The organism is Saccharothrix variisporea (assembly GCF_003634995.1).
GTDB classification, from domain to species: Bacteria; Actinomycetota; Actinomycetes; order Mycobacteriales; family Pseudonocardiaceae; genus Actinosynnema; species Actinosynnema variisporeum.
On the sequence record NZ_RBXR01000001.1, the window covers coordinates 8,555,188 to 8,578,385 of the forward strand.

Genomic DNA, 23,198 nt, shown 5'->3' on the forward strand with positions numbered 1-23,198 from the left:
CGTGACCGGAGGCTTGGCCGCATGACGACGGAGCCCGCGGCGCGGCTGTTCCTGGTGGAGTGCTACCTGCCCGGCGCGGCGGCCGACGAGGTCGCCGCCGCCATGGCCGCCGTGGTCGCCGCGAGCCGGGGGACCGCGGCGTTCGTCTGCTGCCTGGCCATACCGGCCGACGACACCTATTTCTGCCTCTTCGCCGACGGCACACCGGAGGACCTGGGGCTGACCTTCCGCCGGGCCGGGGTGCCCTTCGAGCGGATCGTCGAGGCCAAGAGGGTCGGCCTGGACGCGGCGGGGGCGGCGTGGGAACAACAGGGGGAACGATGCGCGACCCGGAGAGCTTGACCATCCCGATCTGCCTGGACCGAAGAGCGGACCGCCCGTTGCAGGACCAACTCGCGGAGCAGTTGGCCGCGGCGGTCGACCACGGCCAACTGGCCCTCGGCCGGAGGCTGCCGTCCACCCGGACACTGGCCGAACGGCTGGACGTGTCGCGCGGTGTCGCACTCGCCGCCTACGAGATCCTCTACGCCCGCGGCTACCTGGACAGCCGCCGGGGCTCGGGCACCTACGTCGCCGACCGCGCGGCGCACCGGCCGACCGCCGTCCGCGCGCTGCCCGCGCCGGAGCCCGGCGACCTGGTCGACACCACCCCCGGCCAGGCGACCCGCGAGGGGTTCCCGCTGGCCGCGTGGCGCGCGGCGTGGCGGCACGCGAGCTTCCGGCCGCCGTTGCCGTGCGACCTGCCCCTCGGCGGTGTGCCGGAGCTGCGCCAGGCGGTCGCCGAGCACCTGCGCCGCACCCGCGGCCTCGTGGCGGAGGACCACGAGGTGCTGGTCACCACCGGCGCGGCCCAGGGGGTGACGCACGCGCTGACCGCTCTGGGCGTCCGCGGCCGGCGCGTCGCGGTGCAGGACCCGGCCCCGTGGGCGCTGCGGCAGGCGGTCGAGGACGCCGGGGCCACACCCGTGGCGCTGCCCGCGAACCGGGACGGCGTGTGGAACGGCGTGGTGCCACCGTCCTGCGTGGCCGTGGTGGTCTCACCCGACGGGCAGGCACCCGCCGGTGCGGTCATGCCCACCCTGCACCGCCGGCAGTTGGCCGACTGGGCCCGGCGTGAGGGCGGCTACGTGGTGGCGGTGGCGCAGGACCACATCGCGCCCGCCGCGGCACCGCTGCCCCGGTTGCTGCACATGGCCGGCGAGCGCGTCGTGGTGGCGGGCGACTTCCGCACCGTGTTCGTCCCTTCCCTGCACGTCGGTTACCTGCTGATGCACCGCGGGCTGCTCGCCCGGGTGATGCGCAGCGTGTGCCGCAACCACGACCAGCCCTCCGCCGTGGCCCAGTCCGCCATGGCGTACCTGCTGGCCGAGGGACACGTCACGCGTCGCCTGCGCCGGCTCGGCCGCCTGTTCGAGCGCAAGGACGCCCTGGTGCGGGCCGCCCTCGAACCCCTGCGGCCCGCGGTCCGCCTCGCGCCGCCGGGCACACCGGGCGTGGTCGTGCTGCACCTGCCCGACCACGTCCGCGCCGAGCAGGTGCACGCCGAGCTGGGCGTGCGTGGCGTCGTGGTGCCCACGCTGGCGTCGTTCCACCTGCCCGGCCGCCCGGCGGGCAACGCGCTGGTCCTCGGGCACGGGCACCTCCCGGACCAGGCGCTGCGCACGGCGCTGGGGGAGCTGCTCGCCGTGCTGCGTCCCGACCGGGCCCTGATCGACCGGGTGATCGGCCTGTAGGCCGCACCGGTCCACCAGACCTCCGCGCGGTGGCGCGCGGTGGGGCAAGACCAACCGAAGGGAAGGGTTCTCATGAACATCCGCACGTCAGTCGCCGGCGCGGCACTGGTCCTCGCCGCCCTCGCGATCACCGCGGGGCAAGCGGCGGTGTCCGCCGCCGGCTCGCACGACACGGGCACCTCGCTGTCGATGTACGCCGAAGAACGTGGTGGCGGAGGTGAGGGCGGGAGCAGCGGTTCCTGAGCCCTCCCGAAGCCGGCGCCGTCCCCTCCCGTGGACAGGGGACGGCGCCGGCCGTTTCAGCGCCCGTCGTCGCGACCGGGCCCGTCGTCGCGGTCGTCCTCGCCGCCGCGCCGCAGCTCCCGGCGCGCGTCGGCGAGGGACCGCGCCAGCTTCGGCAGCCGGCTCGCGCCGAACAACAGCACCACCACCAGCAGGATCAACAAGATCTCCGTCATGCCCAGCGGCACGGCACGCTCCTCTCAGGCCAGCGGGACGGTGTCGGTGTGGACCAGGCGGGTCGCGGCGGTGCCGCCGTTGCCGTCGCGGTGCACCTCGAACTCCTCGACGACCAGCCGAAGCGCGCCGGCCCCGGTGGGCAGCGGCACCGTCCCCGACCACGTCTGGACGCCGTTGTCGTTGGTGGGGTTGGTGATCGTGGTGGCGAAGCCCCCGCCGGCGGGCTGCCAGCGCAGCACCGGGTCGGTCACGCCGTCCAGCTGCCGCTCCACGGTCACCCGGACCTCGTTGTACCGGCCCGAGTCGGTGAGCAGGGGACCGTAGCCGCTCACCTGGACGGTCCTGGTGGAGCCGCTGCCGGTCACCACCACCGTCCGGTCCGGCGCGAGCTGCGTGAAGTCCGCGGTCGCCACCGCGGACAGGTGGCAGCCGGGCACCGAGTTGGGCTGGTAGCGGGCCAGGGCCAGGCGCACGAAGGGGAAGTAGCCCGGCAACGGGTCGCCGTTGGCCTGCGTGACGCGGATGTCGCAGAACCACAGACCGCGGTCCTCGTCGAAGGCCACGTCGTAGGCGGCGAACCTCAACTCGGTGGTCGGGAACTCGGGCACCGCCGGGCCCAGGCCGTAGACGGCGGCCTGCGGGAAACAGCTCGGGGTCACGTCGTCGGGCGGCACGGTCGAGTGCATCGCCCCGTCCGCGCCCCACGCGGTCAGCACACCCCGCACGTGCTCCGGCGGGTCGTTGACCACGTCCGGCCACATCAGGACCGCGAGCTTCTCCTCGCCACCGCTGGAGAACCACGGCCTCTCCAGGTACACCCGCAGCCCGCCGCCGCGCCGCACGCTCCGGCCGGCCGCCGGGTTCTCCCACCGGAAGATCGGCACGACCCGGTTGATCGCGGGCGCGGCGGGACGCGCCGAGCTGGGGATGTTCCGCTCGATGACCGCGGGCGCGCTGCGCGTCTCCGGTCGGACGAACGACACCTCGAGCGTGCGGGGCGAGGTGAGCCTGCCGCCGGTGGTGCGCTCGAACGTGCCGTTGGCCGCGTCGGTGACCACGTAGTCGCCGGTCGCCGTGCTCGCGGTGCCGCCCAGCGGACCGGGGTGGTACTGCTGCTGGGTCTGCTTGTCCACCACGATCAGGTGGGCGGGGTCGATCGGCACGCCGAGCGTGTGCTGCGTGCCGCTGAACGCGACCTCCCGGCGCTCCCGGAAGAACTCGCTGAAGCGGGTGACCGCCCGCACCTCGTACCGCACCCGGCGGTGCTTGGTGTCGCCGAACTCGTGCCGGGCGGAGAACTCCACCGTCTCGGTGTCCGGCGCCGGCCCGTGCGCCCGGTCCACCGCCACCGTGACCGGGGCGGACCGGAAGTCGCCGTCGAAGGGCTTGGTCACGCCGTCGTCCACCGGCATCCGCCAGCGGCCGGCGAACTCCACGCTGCCGGTGCTCTTGCGGCTGACCTTCACGGACGGCCCGAGCACCGCGTGGGTGGAGCCCACCTGCCCCTCGGTCGGCCGCTTGGCCGTGACCGCGCCGACGTCCGGCACGGCCAGCGGGGTGCGCACGGCGTGAGTCAGGGTCAGCGTCCGGGCGGGCGTGAACATCCAGTGCCGGCCGCCGACGACCGACTCCCGCAGCGCGGTGACGTTCACCTGGTCCGTCGGGTGGGCGGCGTTCCAGTCGGCCGCGCCCTTCTCGACCAGCGGCCACAACGCCATCAGGTCCAGGTCGCCGGAGTCGAACTGGGCGGAGAGCTGGAGCTGGTAGCTGTCGCCGGGCTGCAGCCGCACGGTCAGCACGCGGCTCGTCCCGTTCCACGACCAGCCCGGCGTGCCCTGCTGGAGGCGGATGCGGAAACCCTGGGCGTTGGGCCAGGTGGTCCCGGAGGGCTGGCCGATCGTGGTGGCCGTGGTGACGCCGGGCAGCCCGCGCACCAGGACGCGCCGGGCGAGCGGTTCCGGCAGGTAGGGGACGGGCAGCGAGTCGGTGTCGTAGTACCAGTGCTCGTCGGCGGGTGCGGGCAGGGTGCGCGCCGAGGCGTGCTGCTCCAGCACGGCGGCGTCGCGGGCGGCCAGGTCGGCGTACGCGACGGCGTCCATCGGCCGGCCGTCGACGGCCCGGTCGAGCATCCCGTGCTGCTCGGCGACCTCGACCGTGGTGCGCGGCGGCAGCACGTGGCGGTCGACGGCACCCACGGCGGTGTCGGCGCCGGTGTTGCCACGCAGCGCCATCACCTCCAGCGACTCGGCCTCGCCCGGCACCGACCGCAACAGCACCTCGGGCGCGGGCACCGGCTCGAACCGGCGGAAGGTCTCCGCGGCGGTGCTCAGCGCCGGGTCGGTCATCGCGTCGGCCTGGTCGGCGGTCACCGAGTTGCCGGCGATGTCCACCACCCGCGCCCGCAGCCGGTACCGCCGGCCGAACCGCAGCCGCGGCAGCGCACGGGCGTTGAACCTGGTGCGGAACGGGAAGTCGGCGTCGAGGGGGCCTTCGTTGTCGGCGAGGCCGTTGTCCCCGGCCAGCCCCTTGCCGGGCCGCCCGACGGCCAGGCTCCAGCCCGCCCAGTGCACCAGGGACTCCTGGATGTACAGGTCGTCGTCGCCCTCCGCGCCGGAGCTGGTCAGCGCGGTCTGCGCCGCCGTCTCCTCCAGCACGGCGACCTCCTCGCCGGCGGTGCGCACGAACACATAAGCGCCATCACGCCACATCAGGGAGAACCACTTGCCGGTGGTCTCGTCGCGCACGTCCCACCGGTAGCCCCGCACGACGTCGTCGGCGTTGAGCGAGATGTCGTCGGTGATCTTCGCGCCGGTCGTCGACGAGAACGCGGCGTCGTTGACCTTCTGGTTCCGGTCGGCTGTCCGCGCCACCCGGGCCGCCCGCGACAGCCTGCCGACCGAGAACCCGGCCGTGTGCAGCGCCGGCAGGGCCTGGGTGTCCGGGGTGGCCGCGCTGCGCTTGACCACCTGCCCGTTCTGCTCCTGACGGGCACGGGTCACGGTGTCGGCGAACTGGCGCACGGCCAGCGCCGCGTTGTCCGGGTCGACCTGCACCACGGCGAACCGGTCGGTGTCGCCCACCCGCAGCATCCGGTCGCGCTGGTCGCTGTCGGTGTCCGGGATCGCGGTGAACACCGTGCCGCTCGCACCCTTGCCGACCCGGCACCGCATCGTGGGCCGTACGTGCACCTCGGACGCGGTGCCCAGCGCCGGTTTCAGGTCGGTGACCACGCGCACGTCGGTGTCCCGCTCGTTGCCCCGGGCCAGGGCCAGCAGCGCGGGGTCGGTCGACTCGAAGTCCAGCACCAGGCCCAGCAGCCGCTGGAGGTGGTTGTACTCGCGGGTCAGCGAGACGACCTGGTGGAAGTCCAGCTTCGGCACCTCGAGCCTGGGCGGGTCGCCGGCCAGTGGCCCCCGCCTGCGGTGGAACCGCTCGGCCTGCAGGAACGACATCCCGATGCCGTCGGCGGTCAAGGCGTCGCCCGGCCGGAACGGCACCGCCCATCCCGCCGGGTCCTGCGGGTCGAGGGTGAACAGCTTCTCCAGCGCGTCGCGCAGCCGCTGCTTGCGCTCCAGGCCCGGACCGGTCCGGTCGCTGTCGAACTCGAACCCGACCGGGCCGAACGCGTCGGCCGCGGCCAGGTCGGCGAGCGGCGGGAACTGCTCGGGGTACCGCGCGCCGAACCGGCCGTAGCGCTGGTCGAGGAAGTCGCGCACGTGACGGGTCGGGTAGGAGCGGAGGCGTCGGTTGACCAGCTTGGGCAGCTTGTGGCCCTCGACGCGCGAGGTCAGGGGGAACAGCGCCTTCCAGTGCCGGGTCACCGGCGTGGACACGCGTCTGGCCGTGACCCGCAGGGGCGTGCCCCCCGAGCCGGGGATTCCGGGGAACTCCAGCCCGAACGTCGCGGCGGAGACCTTGGCGGGCCAGTCCTGCCAGTCCGGGAAGTCGGTCAGCGTGCCCGCCGGGTTGGGCCCGGTCAGCAGTCGCGGTGCGACGTGCACGGAGAAGAAGACCCGGTCCACGCCGGGGGTGACCCCGTTGGGCAGCACGGTCCAGGTGATGGTCTGACTGCTCATGATCAGGCTCCCACGGGTGCGAACGCGGCGGTGTAGCCCGCCCAGTCCTGCTGGGTGAAGGCTGCGCCGAAGGGCTGGGCGGGCGTCGGCGGCGCGGCGGCCAGGGCCAGGCGGTCCCCGGAGCGGCTCGCCGAGGGCGGCGGGGTCTTGGCGAACTCGCGCCGGGTGCGGAAGGTGTGCGTCTCGGAGACGAAGAAGCACTCGAAGGACACGGTGACGTACGCCTCGCCGAACAGCACCGTGCTGCCGTCGGTCTTCTCCAGGTAGGTCAACGCCATGTAGAACTCGACCGACACGGTGCAGATCCCGAAGAGCTTCAGGGCGCCGCGGATGCGCAGGAACGCGACCAGGCCGACCTGCTGGCGCACCACCTCGGTGCCGTTCTCGACGACCTTGACCTTCTCCAGCATGTAGCAGATGCCGCCGGCGACCTCGACGATGCCGGAGGCGATGCCCACGTCCAACGCGAGCCCCGCGCCGAAGACGAAGCCGATCTCCAGCCGCTCCATCCCGTCCGCGCCCAGCGCCAAGCCCACGTAACCGCCGCCGCTGAACCCGAAGATGCGCAACTGGAACGGCCGTTCACGGCTGTTCAGCGCGAAGTTCAGCCGCACCGGGCTGCCGTCGAACGGGATCTCCAGGCCGGCGTGCAGCGCCACCTCGCTGATCGCCATCGGGCCCAGCGGGATCTCCGGGAGCTGGAACCGCAATCCGGCCTTGACGCCCGTCGTGCTCGCCGTGATCTCCAGCTTGCCGCCCAGGAACGAGAACTTCTCGGCGATGTCCTGCACCCATTTGAGGGCTTTCTGGAAGTCGACCTCCCGCAGGTCGCAGTCCACGTTCGTCTTCATGCCGCTGGCCGAGGCGTAACGGAGGTAGCCGAACCGCAAGCTGATCCAGTGGTACGGCCCGCCTTGGCCGAGGAGGTGCAGGGTGAAGTCGCGCAGCTCGGCGTTGACCCGGTAGCCGGCCTCCGCGTCGCCCTTGTACGGGCTGGAGTACACGGTGCTCAACAGGAGCGGATAGGGCGTCCCGGGCTCGAACCCCATCGCCGCTTTCACCTTGGGCGTCCAGTACATCGACCACTCGTCCACGCCGAGTTCGGGGATGCGGCGGTGGCCCATCTTCGGCGCGGCCTCCGGGTTGGGCAGCCCGTTCTCGGGTCCGGCGAGCAGGTCCTTGAGCGGGACACCGCCGAGGAACCTGGCCTTGCCGCCGTCACCGAACATCTGCGCCGGGTCGTACAGGTTCCGGGCCACGTCGATCGGCCTGACGGTGACGGGTCCCTTCGGCGCGGAGATCGCCTGGATGGCGCCGCCGGGTGTGGCCAGGCCGCCCGTGTTGGCCGGCGACACCGCGAGCGGCGGCGGTGGCGCGGACGAGTGCAGGGCCAGGTAGACCGCGCCGACGTTCTCACCGCCGATGCCGCCGCTCAGGTACGGCTCGGCGAACTCGAAGGCCGTCGCGGGCACCGTGCCGCCGGTCACCGCGGAGACCTCGGGCAGCCGCAGCACGGCCCGTTCCAGGCGGGGGTGGAACGGCACCCGGCCGGCCGTCGTGGACAGCGTGCCGGCGTTGAAGACGATCCGGTCCACGTTGGCGCTGGTGCTGCCCTCCGGGTGCGTGCCGCGGTCCGCCAGGGCGATCTTGCGGCCTCCCGTGTCGACGGTGCGCACGGCGATCTGGTCGGGGGTGGTGCCGGTGTTGAACTTGGTGCGGACGTCGTCGAGCGGGGTGCCGGGCGTGGCCGTCCTCGCCGGCACGAACACCACCGGCACGGTGAAGTCGACCTCGCCGCCTTCGTGGTCGATGCCGCGCAGCCGGAACGTGAACGGCGTGGTGGACGCGCTGGAAGCCTTCGGCACGAACGAGTCGTACGTCCCGGCGGGCCGCGACGGGTTGGCGAAGTCCTGCGGGGTGGCCAGTTCGGGGGTCCTGCGGGTGAGCACGCGGATCGCCGTGAAGGGGAGTTCGCGCCCCTTCCGCGCAAGCGCGTCGTCACGCCAGTAGGTGACCGTGCGCTGCTGCACCACGACGTACTGGGTGCGGCGCAGGTAGGCGTACCAGGGGCCGGGGGTGCCGTCGGGGTTGGGCCGGCGGGCGATCCGGCGTTCGGCGACCTGGACCAGCGAGGCGCGGTGGCCGTAGGGGAACAGGTAACCCGCGTTCTCCGTGCGCACCTCGTGGTCACGGCCCAGGGCGGCGCGGTGCTGCCAGCCCGTGAGCTGCAAGGTCGGGTGGGACGGGTAGTTCCACGTGCCCTCGGCCTCGAAGCTCGCGCCCAGGCCGCTCAGGGTCAGCCCGGACACCTCGACGGGCTTGGGCAGCGACGGGTCCAACCCGGTGCGCAGCGTCGGGTCGGCCGACAGCCGCACGATGGAGAACCGCTGCCTCGGCGTCAGCACGGGTGCGAGGTCCTCGGTGTCGGGCACGGACGCCGGGTTGCGCACCCACGACGCCATCTGCGGGTCGGCGAGCCAGATCGCCCGCATCGGGCGGGCCCGCGGGCCGTCCTCGACCGCGGACCCGTTCCGGGTGCCCAGCCGGGTGTGCCACAGCTCGGTCCACTCGCCGCGCGTCACCGGCGCGGCGGAGTGCTTCCAGCCCCCGTTCTCGTCGGGCGACAACAGGACCCGCCACGGCAGCTCCAGCGCCGTCTCCGTGTCCAGCGGCGCCACGAGCGCGGACGCGGTCTGGGTGCTGGTCGCGGTCGCGGTCAGACGAGGGGCGAACGCGCTCCACGCCAGCAGCGCGTCGACCGTCGCGGCCACCGGCAGCGCCGCGGTGATGTCGAAGGCCAGCCGGCTCGGCCCCGCGACCCGGGTGGGCAGCGGCAGGTCACCCGTGCCCAACGCGGTGCTCAGCGTCTGCTCCAGCACGGCCTGCGGCGGGAAGTGCACCACCATGAACGCGCTGCCCGTGCCGACCTTGCGCAGCTCGGAACCGGTGGAGGTGCCCACGAGGTCGGCGTTGAACAGGTCGATCCGGAGGTTGAGCCCGTCCTCCCGGCGTCGCAGGTGCAGCGTCCGGGTGGCGGTGGCGGTCAACGCGATGTCCGCGCCGGCCGCCTCACCGGGTGACGGCCCCCCTGACCTCGCGACCGCCAACACCAGGCCGCCCGCTCCCGTCAGGTACAGGAACCGGCGGCGGCTGACGGTCTTGTCCACGGTCTTGTCCACGTCGTCGCGCGGCGGCAGGTCGTTCTCGCTCATCCCTCGTCCTCACCAGGTTCTTCGGGCCGTCCGGCCGACTCCCGCGGACAGAACGGCACAGCGGATCGGTGCACGCGTCGACCAAGCTTCGGGTCGGCTCCGCCACGCCGGCAGGTCCACTAACACCCGGCCTGCGCAGGTCCAGTTGGCGCGCGAGCCGGCGTCCGCCGTCCTCGTCGTCCCGCCCCGGGCCGTTGCTGCATACAGGTAGTTGTTCGAAGCCGGGCGAAACGCTGCGCGCGCCGCCGGACGACGAACGGGCATGGAACCCTTCAAGAAGTCCCCGGTCCAGCAGCAGTCCTCGGCTCCGCCCCCTCCCGGCGGCGCGCCCGTGTTGGACCTCGACCCGACCTCGGAACAGATCGAAGAGTTCAAGGTGCTCGTGCAAACCGGCAAGAAGCGTTACGAAGAGATGCTGACCGCCAAGCCGTACGGTCTCACCGACGAGCAGCTCCGCCGCCGGCAGGAGAACTACGAGCGGCACTACAAGACCACGCCGGCGCCGGACGGCTACGAGAACGGCCCCACGCCGTGCTTCCAGACCAAGGCCCCCGAGCTCCCGGAAACCACCTACATCAACGCCCTCGACCACGCGAAAGGCGAGATCCGCGCCTACCACAACGTCGGACCGATCAAGAAGAAGGACAACGTTCCCGTGGTCCTCCCCGACTGGCACCTGAGCGGGTCTGAGGTCCTGTTCCAGCAGTACCGCGTGGCGTGCGGGGAACGCATCGCCCCGCTCCGCACCCTCCAGCGGTGCAACGTCGCCTCCGGCACCGGGAACGTGGTGATGGCCGCCACCATCCGCGTGCTCGGCAAGGACCAGCTGACGGGCAGCACCCTGACGGTCGGCGACTCCGACGACAAGGTCACCGTGCACTTCCCCGGCCGGACCCTGGTCGCGAGCCGACGCGACCTGTTCTACGCGTGGCTGGGCACCGAGAACGGTGCGTCGGCGACCTGGCTCATCCGCGACCACGGCCCCCGGCTGGGCATCGGCGGCATCTCGCACATCGTGGTCAACTCCGTCCAGAACATCACCATCTACTTCACCGAGTGACCCCCCGACCCTGGCGGCCTCGCACCGGTCCACGATCGCGGCGACGACTTACCAGTGCAGTCGGGGCGCTGTCGGATCTCGGGTAACGTGAAGCCGATCATGCCTGTGCGGCCGGCGACGGTTCCCCTTTGCCACAAGGGATCGCGGGACCGCCGGCCAGGCGTGGGCGAGCATGGACAGGGAGATGTGGGCATACCAGGCCCGTGCCGACAGCCCGGCGACGAGGTCGTCGGCGCGGACCTGGCGCAAGTCGGTGGCGCGCCTGACGCGGCGTGAGGACACCCCGCCCTCCACATCGCCACAGGAAGGCAGGATCATCGCAGTGAGGCTTCCCTCGGCCGCCTAGACCTGTATGGCACGGCAGGCCGCGTTGCAGGGGTGGCTACAGGCCCCCTGCGTCGCCCGGCTGCCGTGGTGGACCGGTGCGGCCAAGCTGGCGAGACGAACAGTGGTTCCCCGGGGGCGGCCCTTTCCTTACTTGCCAGGGGGCTAGGGTGTGCGGGTGGACTCCTCAGTGCTCGTGGTCGCCGACACCTCCTGCAAGCCGGAGGACGCGGAGGAGTTCGGTCGGGTCCTCCAGGAGTTCGCGCGGGCGTGCCGCACCGAGCCCGGCTGCCTGTCCTACGAGGTCTTCCGCTCGTTGGACGCGCCCGAGCGCTGCGTGAGCCTCGAGCGGTACGCCGACGAGGCGGCCTTCGCAGCGCACCGCGCCTCGGACCACTTCCGCGAGATCGGCCTCGGCAAGGTGATGCCGCTCGTCGTCGCGCGGGACGTGCGGATCTACGACGCACCGCAGGACGTGCCGCCGGCGGGGTAGAGGTCACGGCCGGGCGGGTAAGGCGGTCTCCTGGGTGACCGCGGGCGTGACCTTGAGGCGGGCGACCACGACACCGCCGACGACCTGGCCGACGCGGTCCACGCGGCCATCGACGAACATCCGGGCCGGGCGTGCATCCTCGACCTCACCCGCGTGACGTTCCCACGCCTACTTGACCGACCCCTTGGGGCGACAGGGAGAGCTCACCCGCACGCCATGACGACCGACCGTGCCCCTGCGACTGGTCCACCGCGCCTGCACCTCAGTCGGTCAGTGGCATGAGCGGGTGTTCGGGTGGCAAGAGTCGTGGGTAGAGCGAATCGCCAGGCAGGCGAGCGGCGTGCAGGGTGCGGCATGGGGTCCGCACGGGTGACTCGGCCGAGTGTTCTTCGGATTCGACTGCGGCAAGACGTCTTGACGGTCGCCGTTCGCCCCGCTTACGGTCGAAAAGATTAACATTCGGACCTTGCATCGAAACTTTCGAACGCTGCGCTGCCGTCCGACACCGATGTCAGGAGAAGACAGATGCCAGCACCCGCAGAACGCGTGCGCCGCGTCCTGGCCGCGACGGCCGTCGTCGTCACCGGGACACTCGCCGTCGGCATGGCGGTCGCCGCGCCGGCGACCACGGACGCGGCCCCGACGCTCGGGCAGCTCGCCGCGGCCAAGGGTCGCTACTTCGGCTCGGCCACGGACAACCCGACGTTGAACAACGCCCCCTACACGGCCGTGCTGGGCAGCGAGTTCAACCAGATCACCGTCGGCAACACGCAGAAGTGGCAGTACACCGAGCCCAGCCGCGGGCAGTTCGACTACCGCCAGGCCGACCAGATCGTCGCGTTCGCCCAAGCGCACAACCAGGTCGTGCGCGGCCACACGCTCGTGTGGCACAACCAGTTGGCCGACTGGGTCGCCGGCGTGCCGGCCGGTGAGCTGCTCGGCGTGATGCGCAACCACATCACCAACGTGGCCGGCCACTTCAAGGGCCAGGTCGTGCACTGGGACGTCGTCAACGAGGCGTTCGAGGAGGACGGCACCCGTCGGCAGTCGGTGTTCCAGCAGAAGATCGGCGACAGCTACATCGCCGAGGCGTTCAAGGCCGCGCGCGCCGCCGATCCCGGCGCCAAGCTCTACTACAACGACTACAACATCGAGGGCATCGGCGCCAAGAGCGACGCCGTGTACAACATGGTCAAGTCGTTCAAGCAGCAGGGCATCCCCATCGACGGCGTCGGCTTGCAGGCGCACCTCATCCTCGGTCAGGTCCCGAGCACGGTGCAGCAGAACATCCAGCGCTTCGCCGACCTCGGCGTGGACGTCGCCCTCACCGAACTGGACATCCGGATGCGGACCCCGCGGGACGCCGCCAAGGACGCCCAGCAGGCGGCCGACTACCGAACCGTCGTCAACGCCTGCCTGGCCGTGACCCGGTGCGTCGGCATCACGGTGTGGGACTTCTCCGACGGCTACTCCTGGATCCCCTCGGTGTTCCCCGGTGAGGGCGCGGCCCTGATCTACGACGAGAACTTCGCCAAGAAGCCGTCCTACTGGGCCGTGTACGAAGCCCTCGGCGGCACCCCGACCACCACGACCACCACCGGTGACAACGGCACCGGCTGCACCGCGACCTACCGGGTGACCAGCCAGTGGAACGGCGGCTTCCAGGGCGAGGTGACCATCCGCAACAACTCCTCGACCGCCCTGTCGGGGTGGACGGTGAAGTGGACCTTCGGCGCCGGGCAGAAGGTGACCAACCTCTGGAACGGCAAGCTCACCACCAGCGGCCAGGACGTCTCCGTGCGCAACGAGAGCTACAACGGGTCCGTCGGCGCGGGCGGCAGCACCTCGTTCGGCTTCCTCGGCTCGTGGACCGGCACCAACCCGGTTCCGACCGTGGCCTGCGCGACCGCCTGACCCTTCGACCGCGGTCTCGCGGAGCGGCCACCACCGCTCCGCGAGACCGCGGTGGAGCGGCCAACCGGGGGCACCTTGTATCTGGGGATGTCTGGCGCGGGTCCTCTACGTGATCCCGGCGAGCGCCGGGACACGTGTGCCGCATCCACCCCGGGAGTTCCCTTGACCGACTTCGACAGCATCGCCGCACAGCGACCGGCCACCATCGAAGAGGCCATCCCCTGCATGCAGGTCGCGCTCCGGTACTTCCACGAGCGCAACGACTACCGGGCCGTGTTCCTGCGGGCGTACTACATCATCACGCTGAACGTGCACGCGGCCGTCCACCGGCGTGGCGACTACACGAACCCCATCTTCTTCGACGCCGACTGGGTCAGATCCCAGGCCGGCTACTTCGCGTCGCTGTACTTCCAGTCGCTGACCACGTTCGACCGGGAACCGGAGTCGGAGCGCGCCTGGAAGGTCGCCCACCGGATGGCGGAGGACAAGTCCTCCACGGTCCTGCAAGACCTGCTGCTGGGGCTGAACGCGCACATCAACTACGACCTCGCCTACGGCACGTTCCTCAACCTCAGGCAACACGGGGACGATGCCGGGCACCTGCTGCTTCCCCGCCGCAAGTTCGACCACGACCAGGTCAACAACATCCTGGTCCGCTCGATCCCGCAGATCGCCGAAACCCTCACGCGCGACTACGGCGGCGGTATCACGCTGCTGCGCAAGACCCTGCGCGGCTTGGACATCGTGCTCAGCAGCACCGGCCTCAAGCACTACCGGGAACGCGTGTGGTGGTCGGCGGTCTCGTACCTGACCACCACGGACGAGGAAGAGATCGGCCTGGTCCACCAGAAGCTCAACTGGGAGTCCGCCCAGCTGGCCAAGCTGATCGCCGACCAGAGCGCGTGGAGCCTGCCCATCCGCACGATCGGCCGCGCGATCCGCAAGGACGACTACAGCCGCATCACCCTGGAGAGCCCGGCCGCGTGACGGCGGCACGCCGAGGTCGGCACCCACACCGCTCGGCAGGCCCGTCCACCGACCGCGCACCCAGCCGCCACCTCACCCAAGGGGATCGGGGCCGTCAACCGGCCTGCACGGACCGAGCACCGATCGCCGCCGCGCTGTGCCCGCGGTGACGTCGGCGCCTGCTCGCGCTCCGTGACACGGCTTACCGCCGGTACACCGGTCCGGAGCAACCGGTTGAACTGAACCGGGCATCTTGGGAACTGGACGGCCTGGGAGGTCGTCCCACGCGCAGTAGCTTGGCTCGATCGTCATGTCACCGGAGGGGGAGCCGATGACCGATCCGTTGGCCAACGTGCAGCGCTTGGTGGACGACTGGGAGCGCAACGCGGAGGAGAAGGCGGCCCGGTACGAGGCGATGCGGCAGGAGGTCGAGCGGATCTCGATCACCGCGTCGGCGGCCGGTGGTGCGGTGAGCGTGACCGTGGGCGCGAACGGTATCCCGAGCGCGGTGACCATGACCGCGGCGGTGTCGCGGTTGCGGCCGGAGCAGATCGCGGCGGCGGTGATGGAGGCGATGGGCAAGGCCCAGGCCGGATATCCGGCTGAACTGGCCCGGATCGTGGGGGAGACGGTGGGCGAGACCCCGTCGGGGCAGCACATCGTGGCGGTGGCCGAGCGGAACTTCCCCCAGCCCGAGGCCGACGCGCCGCCCGCCCCGCCCCGCCGTCGTTCGGGTGATGACGGCGATTTCACCGACGAGAGCTACCTGAGGTGACGCGATGACCGGGTACGAGGCCGTTACGGGGGAGATCGGTGCGTTAGCCGGTCGGGTGGAGGGTCTGGCCGACCGTTTGCGCACGGCGGCGGATGCGGCGCGGACGGTGGCGATGAACGACTCCGCCTACGGCGTGGTGTGCCAGCCGTTCGCGATGTTGTTGCAGCCCTTCGAGGACATGGGGGTGCAGGCGCTGACGAAGGCGGCGGAGACGGTGTCGGACAACGCGGCGAAACTGCGTGAGACCTCCCGCGCCTACGACGCCCAGGAGTCCGGTGAGGCGGCGCGCTTCGGCGGGATGAACACGTGAACAACCCCTTGGTGGCGACGGCGAAGAGCGACACGACGGCGGTCACCGGCATCGGCATCGCCGAGTCGGCCAACGACCTGGCGCAGGGCATCTCCGACGGCAGCTGGGTCGCCGCCGGTCTGGGCGGTGTCGGTGTCGGACTGGAAGTGCTGTCGATGGTGCTCGACCCGGTCGGCACGGTCGCGTCCTACGGCGTGTCGTGGCTGATCGAGCACGTGCAGCCGCTCAAGGAGGCCCTGGACTGGTTCGCGGGTGACCCACCCGTGATCCGTTCGTTCAGCGAGACCTGGTCCAACGTCGCCGCAGAGGTCGGCCGCATCGCGGAGGAACTGGGCAGCCAGGACGCACCGGGCTGGCAGGGCGCCGCCGCCGACGCCTACCGCGGGCACGCCGCGCAGACGGCCGACGCCATCGCCGGCGCGGGCACGCTGGCAGACGGGGTCGGCACCGGTGTGATGGTCATGGGTGAGGTCGTCGCGGCGGTCCGCGAGATCATCCGCGACCTGGTCGCCGAGGTCGTGGGCAAGCTGATCACGTGGGCGCTGGAAGCCGTCGCCACCCTCGGCCTGGCCACCCCGCTCATCGTCGCCCAGGCCACCTCCACCATCGCCAAGGTCTGCAACCGCATCGCCGACCTGGTCCGCAAACTGGTCAAGACCATCGGCAACGTCACCCCGCGCATCCGCAAGGTCCTCGACAAGCTCGGCGAGATCATGGAAAAGCTGGGCAAACTCGGCCGCAAAGCCGACGGCCCGAGCAGCCCCGGCACCACCACCCCCTCCAGCACCCCCGGCGCACCCGACGCACCCACCGTCAAAGGCCCGGACGGCACCACCAGCCCGTCGAGCTCGACCGGCACCACCAGTCCATCAGGCACAACGAGCCCGTCCGGAACAACGAGCCCGTCCGGAACAACGAGCCCGTCCGGAACAACGAGCCCGTCCGGCACCACCAGCCCGAGCAGCACGACGTCCCCGGACGCACCGAGCAGCACGACGTCCCCCAGCAGCTCACCGGACACGACGAAACCAAGCGGCACCACGTCACCGAACACCAAACCGGACGCGCGCTCGCAGGCCGGTGACAACCCGAAGAGCAGCGCGCGGCCGGAGTCCGACCGGCCCACCTGCGGCGACCCGGTGGACGTCGTCTCGGGCGAGATGCTCCTGCCCCAGACCGATGTCGTCCTCGACGGCACGCTTCCGCTGGTGGTGAAGCGAACCCACCTGTCCCGGCACCGCATCGGCGCTCGTTTCGGCACGGCCTGGGCGTCGACGCTGGACCAGCGGCTGGAAGTGGACGACGAAGGCGTCTGCTTCGTCACCGAGGACGGCATGGTCCTGCTCTACCCCGATCCCGGCGCCGACCGGGCGTTCCCGGTGGAAGGCCCGCGGTGGCCCCTGACCCGGAGCGAGGACGGGACGTACGCGGTCACCGACGCGGCGGCGAAGCGCATCCGGCACTTCGCGCCGGCACCGGGCAAGGTCCGGCCGTTGACCGCTGTCACCGACTTCAACGGCAACCGCATCGACATCGACCACGACGCGGCCGGGGTGCCGACCGCGATCCGCCACTCCGGCGGGTACCGGCTCACCGTGCACTCGATCGACGGCCTGGTGACCGCGATCGTGCTCACCGGCCGAGAGGACATCACCCTGGTGCGGTACGGCTACGACGCCGGCACGCTCACGGAGGTGGTGAACTCCTCCGGCGCGGCGCTGAGGTTCACCTACGACGACGCCGGTCGCATCGTGCGATGGCAGGACCGCAACGGCATGTGGTACCGCTACCGGTACGACGAGCGGGGCCGCTGCGTGGTCAACGAGGGCGCGGGAGGTTTCCTCACCGGCACCTTCGCCTACTTCGACCACCTCACCGTGTACACCGACTCCCTGGGCCACCGCAGCGAGTACTACTTCAACGACGCGTTCCAGGTGGTCCGGCAGGTCGACCCGAACGGTGCCGTGGTGGTGTCCGAGTGGGACCGCTACGACCGGCTGCTCAGCCGGACCAACCCGCTCGGCCACACGACCCGCTTCACCTACGACGACGCGGGCGACCTCATCGCGGTGACCGACCCGGACGGCCGCGCCACGCTCGCCGAGTACGACGCCCTCCGCCAGCCGACCGTGGTGACCACGCGCGACGGTTCCGTGTGGCGCAACGAGTACGACGAGCGCGGCAACCTCGTGGCGGTCACCGACCCGAACGGCGTCGTCACCCGCTACCACGTCGACGACCACGGCCATGTCGTCGGACTCACCAACGCACTCGGCCACACCAGGCGAGTGGAGAACAACGCCGCGGGACTGCCCGTCGCGTCCACCGACTTCCTCGGTGCCACAACGCGTTACACCCGTGACGCCCTCGGTCGGGTCAGCTCCGTCATCGACCCCCTCGGTGGCGTCACGAGTCTGCAATGGACGGTGGAAGGCCGGCTCATCCGCTGCACCCAGCCCGACGGCACGACCGAGCACTGGCGCTACGACGGCGAAGGCAACGAGATCGCACACGTCGACGCACTGGGCCAGGTGAGCCGCACCGAGTACACCGGCTTCGACCTCCCGTCCGCGAGCATCGACGTCGACGGCGGCAGGATGGAGTTCGGCTACGACACCGAACTGCGCCTGGTGTCGGTCACCAACCAGCGCGGCATGGTGTGGCGCTACGTCTACGACCCGGCCGGGAACCTGGTCGCGGAGACCGACTTCACCGGTCGCACGCTGTCCTACCAGAACGACGCGGCGGGCCGGCTCGTCGCGCGCACCAACGGTGCCGGCGAGGTGATGGCGTTGCGCTACGACACGCGCGGCAACGTCGTCGAGAAACGCGTCGGCGACGCGGTCACCACCTACGAGTTCGACGCGGTCGACCAGCTGGTCAGGGCCGTTGGGCCGCACGCGGAGCTGACCTTCCGGCGCGACCGGCTCGGCCGGGTGACCCGGGAAACCTGCAACGGCCGGGCCATCGAGTCGGTGTACGACCTGCTGGGGAACCGCACGCTGCGCACCACACCGGCGGGAGTGGTGACAGCCTGGGAGTACGACGCGAACGGCCGGCCGGTGGGCGTGCACGTGGGCGGGCGCAGCATCCGGGTCGGCTACGACCCGGCCGGCCGCGAGGTCCGCCGCCAGGTCGGTGGTGCCACCGTGAGCCAGACCTGGGACGTGAACCACCGCCTGATCGGCCAACGGCTGACCGACTCCTTCGCCAGGCCACAGCAACAACGCGCCTACCGGTACCGCGCGGACGGCGCCGTCACCGCCGTCGGGGACCAGTTGACCGGGGTCCGCGCGTTCGACCTCGACCGGTCCGGCCGGGTCACCGCCGTGCGCGGCCAGGGCTGGACCGAGCGCTACGCCTACGACGAGTCCGGCAACGTCACCGACGCCACGTGGCCCGACCGGCACACCGAGGACCAGGGCCCGCGCGAGTACGCCGGTGCGCTGCTGCGCCGCAGCGGCAACGTGTTCTACCAGCACGACCTCCAGGGCCGGGTCGTGACGCGCACGCGCCGAACCCTGTCCGGCCGGCAGCAGACCTGGCGGTACACCTGGGACGCCGAGGACCGGCTGATCGGCGTGACCACCCCGGACGGCACCGCCTGGCGCTACCTGCACGACCCGATGGGCCGCCGCATCGCCAAACAACGGCTCGACGGCGACCAGGTCGTGGAGGAGACGCTGTTCACCTGGGACGGCGTGCACCTGGCCGAGCAGTCCTCTGTCGTCGCGGAGCGCCCGGACGTGCTGACCACGACCTGGGACCGCGACGGCGTGCGGCCGGTGAGCCAGGTGGAACGCCGAACCCTGGCGCAACAGGTGGTGGACGAGCGCTTCTACGCCATCGTCACCGACCTGCTGGGCACCCCGACCGAACTGGTCGACGAGAGCGGCGGCATCGCGTGGCACGCCCGCCGGACCCTGTGGGGCGTCACGAGCCGGGACGCGCGGACGGTCACCGACACGCCGCTCCGGTTCCCCGGCCAGTACTTCGATCCCGAAACCGGCCTGCACTACAACTACTTCCGCCACTACGACCCGGCGAACGGCCAGTACACGAGTGCCGATCCGCTGGGCCTCGTCGGTGGCGCCAATCCCCGTGCGTACGCGCCCAACCCGATGACGTGGCTGGACTACCTCGGCTTGCTGACGTGCAAGCAGAACGCCAAGATCCTCCGCGACAACATGGCCGCCGAGGGCCGCGCGCCCAAGCCGGGGGAGGCCGCCGCGCACATCGTCCCGTCCGGTGGCAGCCAGAACCAGTGGGCGTTCGGCGCGAAGAGCCGGGACCTGCTGGACGCGCACGGCGTCGACATCAACGACGCGGCCAACGGCATTCCGCTGGGGCACCCGACTCCGCACAACTACACGCACCGCGGTGGTTTCCACGAAAAGGTGTACCGGGATCTGGAGCAGGTCGTGTCCCGTGGTCAGGCCAGGGGCCTCGACACGAACGCCATCGGTGGGCTGTTGAGGGATCGGCTGCGCAGCATCGGCAGGCAGGTCGAAGCGGAGTTGGCCGGTGGCGCTCCCGGCCCCGGTGCATACTGGACCGCGTGATGGCCGACAGCCCCCGCGACCGCGCGGTGTACCGACTGCTCACCGGGATGAGCGAGGAGCGCGATCCGTACCGGGCGTTGGTCATCGGGAGCGAGTTGACCAGGGTCGTGCGCTGGATGTTGTCCGGTTCGCCGGAGGACTACCCGACCGGGATCACAGCCGAGTGGGTCGGCGACATGTCGTGGCGCGCGGTGGAGTTCTCCCCGGGCACCACCGAGGCCCCGATCGTCGGCCCCGGCATCGCCGAGGAGTTCCGCGCCGACTTCGAGACCGCCGGCGAGCTGCAACCGCTCCTCATCGACGGTGAGGAGAGCGAGGAGTGGTTCGTCTTCCTCGTGAAGGCGGTCGTCGACTGCCTGGACACCGACAAGTCGTCGGAACCGGAATGGGACGGCACGATCCGGAAGACCGTGTTCCGCGCCGACGCCGTGCCCTACGACGTCCCGGCGTTCCGCGTGCCCCAGTCCACCAACGTCCACTGGAACGGCTGGATGGTCGACAAGTTGATGCCGCTGGTCAGCCTCGACGTCGAAGCACGCCTGATCTGGACCGACGACCCCCTCCGTCAGCCCCACCCGGACCCCTGGGGCTTCTGATCCTGGGTGGACAGCAGGCAGGACGTGGCGGCGAGCGCGATCGCCGTGGGAGGGAGCGGTCGGGTGTGGTCAGCCGGCCCGCAGGGGCAGGGCGGCCAGGACGGTGCGCTGGATCGCCACGGCGGCGGCGCCGCGGGCCCAGAGCGTGGGGTCGTCGTTGATGAACCGCAGGTCGATCGGTGACGCCTCGGCGTGCCGGGACTGGGCGATGGTCGCCCGCACCCGTGCTTCGGCGACCTGGGCCAGGCGGATGCCCTCGCCGGTGAGGATGATCCGTTCGGGCTGGGCGATGTTGGCGACGGCCGCGATCAGCGTGCCGAACGCGTGGGCGGCTCGGCCGACGATCTGGTCGGCGACGGCGTTGCCCGCTTCGGCGAGGTCGAGCACCTCGTCGTAGGTGACGGGCCGGCCCAGGGTGAGGGCGGCTTGTGACTGGATGCCGTCGGTGGTGAGCAGCGCTTTCACACAGCCGCGGTGGCCTTCGGGGCAGATCGGTCCGAAGGGGTCGACGGGGAAGTGGCCGAGCAGGCCGAGCCCGGAGTCGGGGCCGCCCACCAGGCGGTCGTGGATGACCAGGCCGCCGCCGACGCCCGCGCCGATGGTGAGCACGGCGAAGCTGTCCACGTCCCGGCCGTCGCCGAACCAGTGCTCGGCCTCCAACAGGGCGTCGAGGTCGTTGGACACCACGGTCGGCCTGCCGGTGGCGCGGGAGACCGCCGCGCTCAGGTCGACGTCCTTCCAGTGCAGGAACGCGGCGCGCTGGACGCGGGCGAACTCGTGGACCACGCCGCCGATGCCGATGCCGATGGCGGCGACCGGTCGCGCGGGGTCGTCCAGCGCCGCGACCAGGTCGGCGATCCGGGCCACGACCGACTCGACGTCGTGGTCGGTGATCTCGACGGAGGCGTGGTCGAGGATGTCCGCGCGCAGGTTGGTCAGCACGCCGTAGGCGCGGAACCCGGCGAGCTTGATGCCGAGGAAGCGCTGCACGTCCGGGTCGACGTCCAGCGGCTGCAACGGTCGGCCGCCGCCGCGCAGGTTCGGCGTGTCCACCTCGCGCAGCAGGCCGGCGTCCATCAGCGGCTTGGTCAGCCGGGTCAGGCTCGCCGTCGACAGGCCCAGCCGGTCCGCCAACTCCGACCGGGCCAGCGGGCCGTGCAGGAGCACCTCCAGCGTCACGCGGCGGGCGGAGGGCAGTAGGGGCGCCCAGGGTGAGGCGGCGTCGAGCACGTGCGCTCCTCGTCGAGTGCGGGGGAACCGGGCCGCAATAGTACCGCGACGAAACTAGCTGGCAAGACCTCCTGCGTGACGAAAACGTGACTAGCTGCGGGTTGACGGGTTACAGTGGCGTCGCCCTTAATGTTGCGACAAAGAAAACCCCGGTAGGCGACGCCGCCGTCGCGACTCTGGAGGATCGAGATGCGCAAGCACCCCCTACGGCTGGTCACCGCGGTGGCCGCCGCCTTGGCGCTGGTGATGACCGGGTGTTCGAGCGGAGGTGACTCCGGTGACCCCGACACGCTCAAGGTGTGGTGGTGGGAGACCGACGACAGCGCGCTCTCGGCCGCCTGGAAGCACGCGATCTCGATCTTCGAGAAGGAACACCCCGGCGTCACGGTCAAGCAAGAGCTCAAGACCTACGAGCAGATGCAGCAGTCCGGTCAGCTCATCCTCGACTCCAACGACACCCCCGACGTGCTGGAGTACCTCAAGGGCAACGCCACCGCGGGCGTCGTGGCCAAGGCGGGCCTGCTCACCGACCTGACCGAGGTGGCCAAGAGCCGGGGCTGGAAGGTCGACAACACCGCCCAGCAGGTCGGTCTGTACGACGACAAGGGCCTGATGGGCTCGGGCAAGCGGTACGGGGTCACGAACTACGGCGAGTACGTCGGCGTCTGGTACAACCAGGACCTGTTCACCCAGCACAACGTGCCGGTGCCGACCACCCTGGCCGAGTTCGAGAACGCGCTGAAGACCTTCGCCGACAAGGGCGTCACGCCGTTGGCGCTCGGCTCGGCGGACTACCCCGGCCCGCACCTGCTGTACTCGCTGGCACTCGCGCACATGGACGAGAAGTCCCTGGCCGCCTACCAGCGGTTCGAGGGCGAGGTGGACTGGTCGGCGTGGGAGAAGGCCGCCACCACCATGCGCCAGTGGGTGGAGCGCAAGTACATCAGCACCGACTCCACCGGCATCCCCGCCCAGGACGCGGGCAACGCGTTCATCGCGGGCCAGTACCCGATGTTCGTCTCCGGCACCTGGTGGGGCGGGCAGATCGCCGAGCAGCCCACGTTCAAGACCGGTCAGTTCCTGTTCCCCGGCAACAAGCTGCACCCCGGCTCCGGCGGCAACCTGTGGGTCGTGCCCGCGAAGGCCGAGAACAAGGACCTCGCCTACGACTTCATCCAGATCACCCAGCGGCCCGAGGTGCAGAACTTCCTGGCCGACAAGGGCGGTGTGCCGGTCGCGGCCGAGCCCGGTGCGGCCAGTTCGGCGATGGGGCTGCTGGTGGGGGAGCGGTTCACCGAGCTGCTGTCCGGCGACAACGGCGGCCTGGCGTGGTACCCCGACTGGCCGGTGGCCGGGCTGAACGACGTGCTGCTGGCCAACACCACGAACCTCGTCGGCGGTGACGCGAGCCCGCAGCAGGTCGTGGAGGCGATCAAGGCCGCCTACGACGCCGGCAAGCCGTCCGCCTGACCGGCCGGGCCGAAAGGA

At 71.3% G+C, this 23,198-nt stretch carries 16 protein-coding genes; 12 read left to right on the forward strand and 4 right to left on the reverse strand.

The window, feature by feature from the left end; translation table 11 throughout:
• Positions 1-21: 21 nt before the first annotated feature.
• From DFJ66_RS38715 to DFJ66_RS43195, 3 genes are all read left to right on the forward strand, one after another.
• Positions 22-342 carry a hypothetical protein gene (locus DFJ66_RS38715; RefSeq protein ID WP_121229210.1) on the forward strand — a complete coding sequence of 107 codons (321 nt, stop codon included), beginning with the start codon at positions 22-24 and terminating at the stop codon, positions 340-342.
• On the forward strand, positions 321-1,733 hold the full coding sequence (locus DFJ66_RS38720) for an aminotransferase-like domain-containing protein (RefSeq protein WP_121229213.1): 1,413 nt from the start codon (positions 321-323) through the stop codon (positions 1,731-1,733). The genes DFJ66_RS38715 and DFJ66_RS38720 overlap by 22 nt, the downstream gene beginning before the upstream one ends.
• Positions 1,734-1,805: 72 nt before the next feature.
• Positions 1,806-1,976: a hypothetical protein gene (locus tag DFJ66_RS43195; RefSeq protein WP_170199974.1), complete on the forward strand. Its 171-nt coding sequence runs from the start codon at positions 1,806-1,808 to the stop codon at positions 1,974-1,976.
• Between the two features lie 56 nt (positions 1,977-2,032).
• On the opposite strand, the gene DFJ66_RS38725 is transcribed toward DFJ66_RS43195, so the two are convergent.
• From DFJ66_RS38725 to DFJ66_RS43200, 3 genes are read right to left on the reverse strand one after another with little or no spacing between them, the layout of a single operon-like run.
• Positions 2,033-2,203 (reverse strand): twin-arginine translocase TatA/TatE family subunit, encoded by a 171-nt coding sequence (locus tag DFJ66_RS38725; protein WP_170199976.1) that lies wholly within the window; start codon positions 2,201-2,203, stop codon positions 2,033-2,035.
• Positions 2,204-2,215: 12 nt separating this feature from the next.
• Positions 2,216-6,268 (reverse strand): hypothetical protein, encoded by a 4,053-nt coding sequence (locus DFJ66_RS38730; protein WP_121229216.1) that lies wholly within the window; start codon positions 6,266-6,268, stop codon positions 2,216-2,218.
• A 2-nt stretch (positions 6,269-6,270) separates the two neighbouring features.
• Positions 6,271-9,480 carry a hypothetical protein gene (locus DFJ66_RS43200; RefSeq protein WP_170199978.1) on the reverse strand — a complete coding sequence of 1,070 codons (3,210 nt, stop codon included), beginning with the start codon at positions 9,478-9,480 and terminating at the stop codon, positions 6,271-6,273.
• Positions 9,481-9,742: 262 nt separating this feature from the next.
• Here DFJ66_RS43200 and DFJ66_RS38735 point away from each other — a divergent pair, with 262 nt between their 5' ends.
• The 8 genes from DFJ66_RS38735 (at position 9,743) to DFJ66_RS38770 (ending at position 20,480) form a co-directional block, all read left to right on the forward strand.
• Entirely contained in the window at positions 9,743-10,540 is a 798-nt protein-coding gene (locus tag DFJ66_RS38735) for a hypothetical protein (RefSeq protein WP_121229219.1), read from the forward strand.
• Positions 10,541-11,042: 502 nt separating this feature from the next.
• The gene (locus DFJ66_RS38740; protein ID WP_170199980.1) at positions 11,043-11,357 is read left to right on the forward strand and encodes a putative quinol monooxygenase; all 315 of its coding nucleotides are present in this window, start codon (positions 11,043-11,045) and stop codon (positions 11,355-11,357) included.
• A gap of 525 nt (positions 11,358-11,882) precedes the next feature.
• Positions 11,883-13,271 carry a glycoside hydrolase family 10 protein gene (locus DFJ66_RS38745; protein WP_121229225.1) on the forward strand — a complete coding sequence of 463 codons (1,389 nt, stop codon included), beginning with the start codon at positions 11,883-11,885 and terminating at the stop codon, positions 13,269-13,271.
• A 162-nt stretch (positions 13,272-13,433) separates the two neighbouring features.
• Entirely contained in the window at positions 13,434-14,258 is an 825-nt protein-coding gene (locus DFJ66_RS38750) for a DUF5995 family protein (RefSeq protein WP_121229228.1), read from the forward strand.
• Positions 14,259-14,568: 310 nt separating this feature from the next.
• The gene (locus tag DFJ66_RS38755) at positions 14,569-15,012 is read left to right on the forward strand and encodes a YbaB/EbfC family nucleoid-associated protein (RefSeq protein WP_121229231.1); all 444 of its coding nucleotides are present in this window, start codon (positions 14,569-14,571) and stop codon (positions 15,010-15,012) included.
• A 4-nt stretch (positions 15,013-15,016) separates the two neighbouring features.
• Positions 15,017-15,322: a type VII secretion target gene (locus DFJ66_RS38760; protein ID WP_121229234.1), complete on the forward strand. Its 306-nt coding sequence runs from the start codon at positions 15,017-15,019 to the stop codon at positions 15,320-15,322.
• The gene (locus tag DFJ66_RS38765; RefSeq protein ID WP_170199982.1) at positions 15,319-19,884 is read left to right on the forward strand and encodes an RHS repeat-associated core domain-containing protein; all 4,566 of its coding nucleotides are present in this window, start codon (positions 15,319-15,321) and stop codon (positions 19,882-19,884) included. Before DFJ66_RS38760 ends, DFJ66_RS38765 begins: the two co-directional genes overlap by 4 nt.
• On the forward strand, positions 19,881-20,480 hold the full coding sequence (locus DFJ66_RS38770) for a hypothetical protein (protein WP_147459503.1): 600 nt from the start codon (positions 19,881-19,883) through the stop codon (positions 20,478-20,480). The genes DFJ66_RS38765 and DFJ66_RS38770 overlap by 4 nt, the downstream gene beginning before the upstream one ends.
• A gap of 69 nt (positions 20,481-20,549) precedes the next feature.
• Here DFJ66_RS38770 and DFJ66_RS38775 read toward each other — a convergent pair whose 3' ends face one another.
• Positions 20,550-21,710: an ROK family transcriptional regulator gene (locus DFJ66_RS38775; RefSeq protein WP_121229240.1), complete on the reverse strand. Its 1,161-nt coding sequence runs from the start codon at positions 21,708-21,710 to the stop codon at positions 20,550-20,552.
• Between the two features lie 189 nt (positions 21,711-21,899).
• On the opposite strand from DFJ66_RS38775, the gene DFJ66_RS38780 reads away from it, so the two are divergent.
• The gene (locus DFJ66_RS38780) at positions 21,900-23,180 is read left to right on the forward strand and encodes an ABC transporter substrate-binding protein (protein WP_121229242.1); all 1,281 of its coding nucleotides are present in this window, start codon (positions 21,900-21,902) and stop codon (positions 23,178-23,180) included.
• The last annotated feature ends 18 nt before the right edge of the window (positions 23,181-23,198 follow it).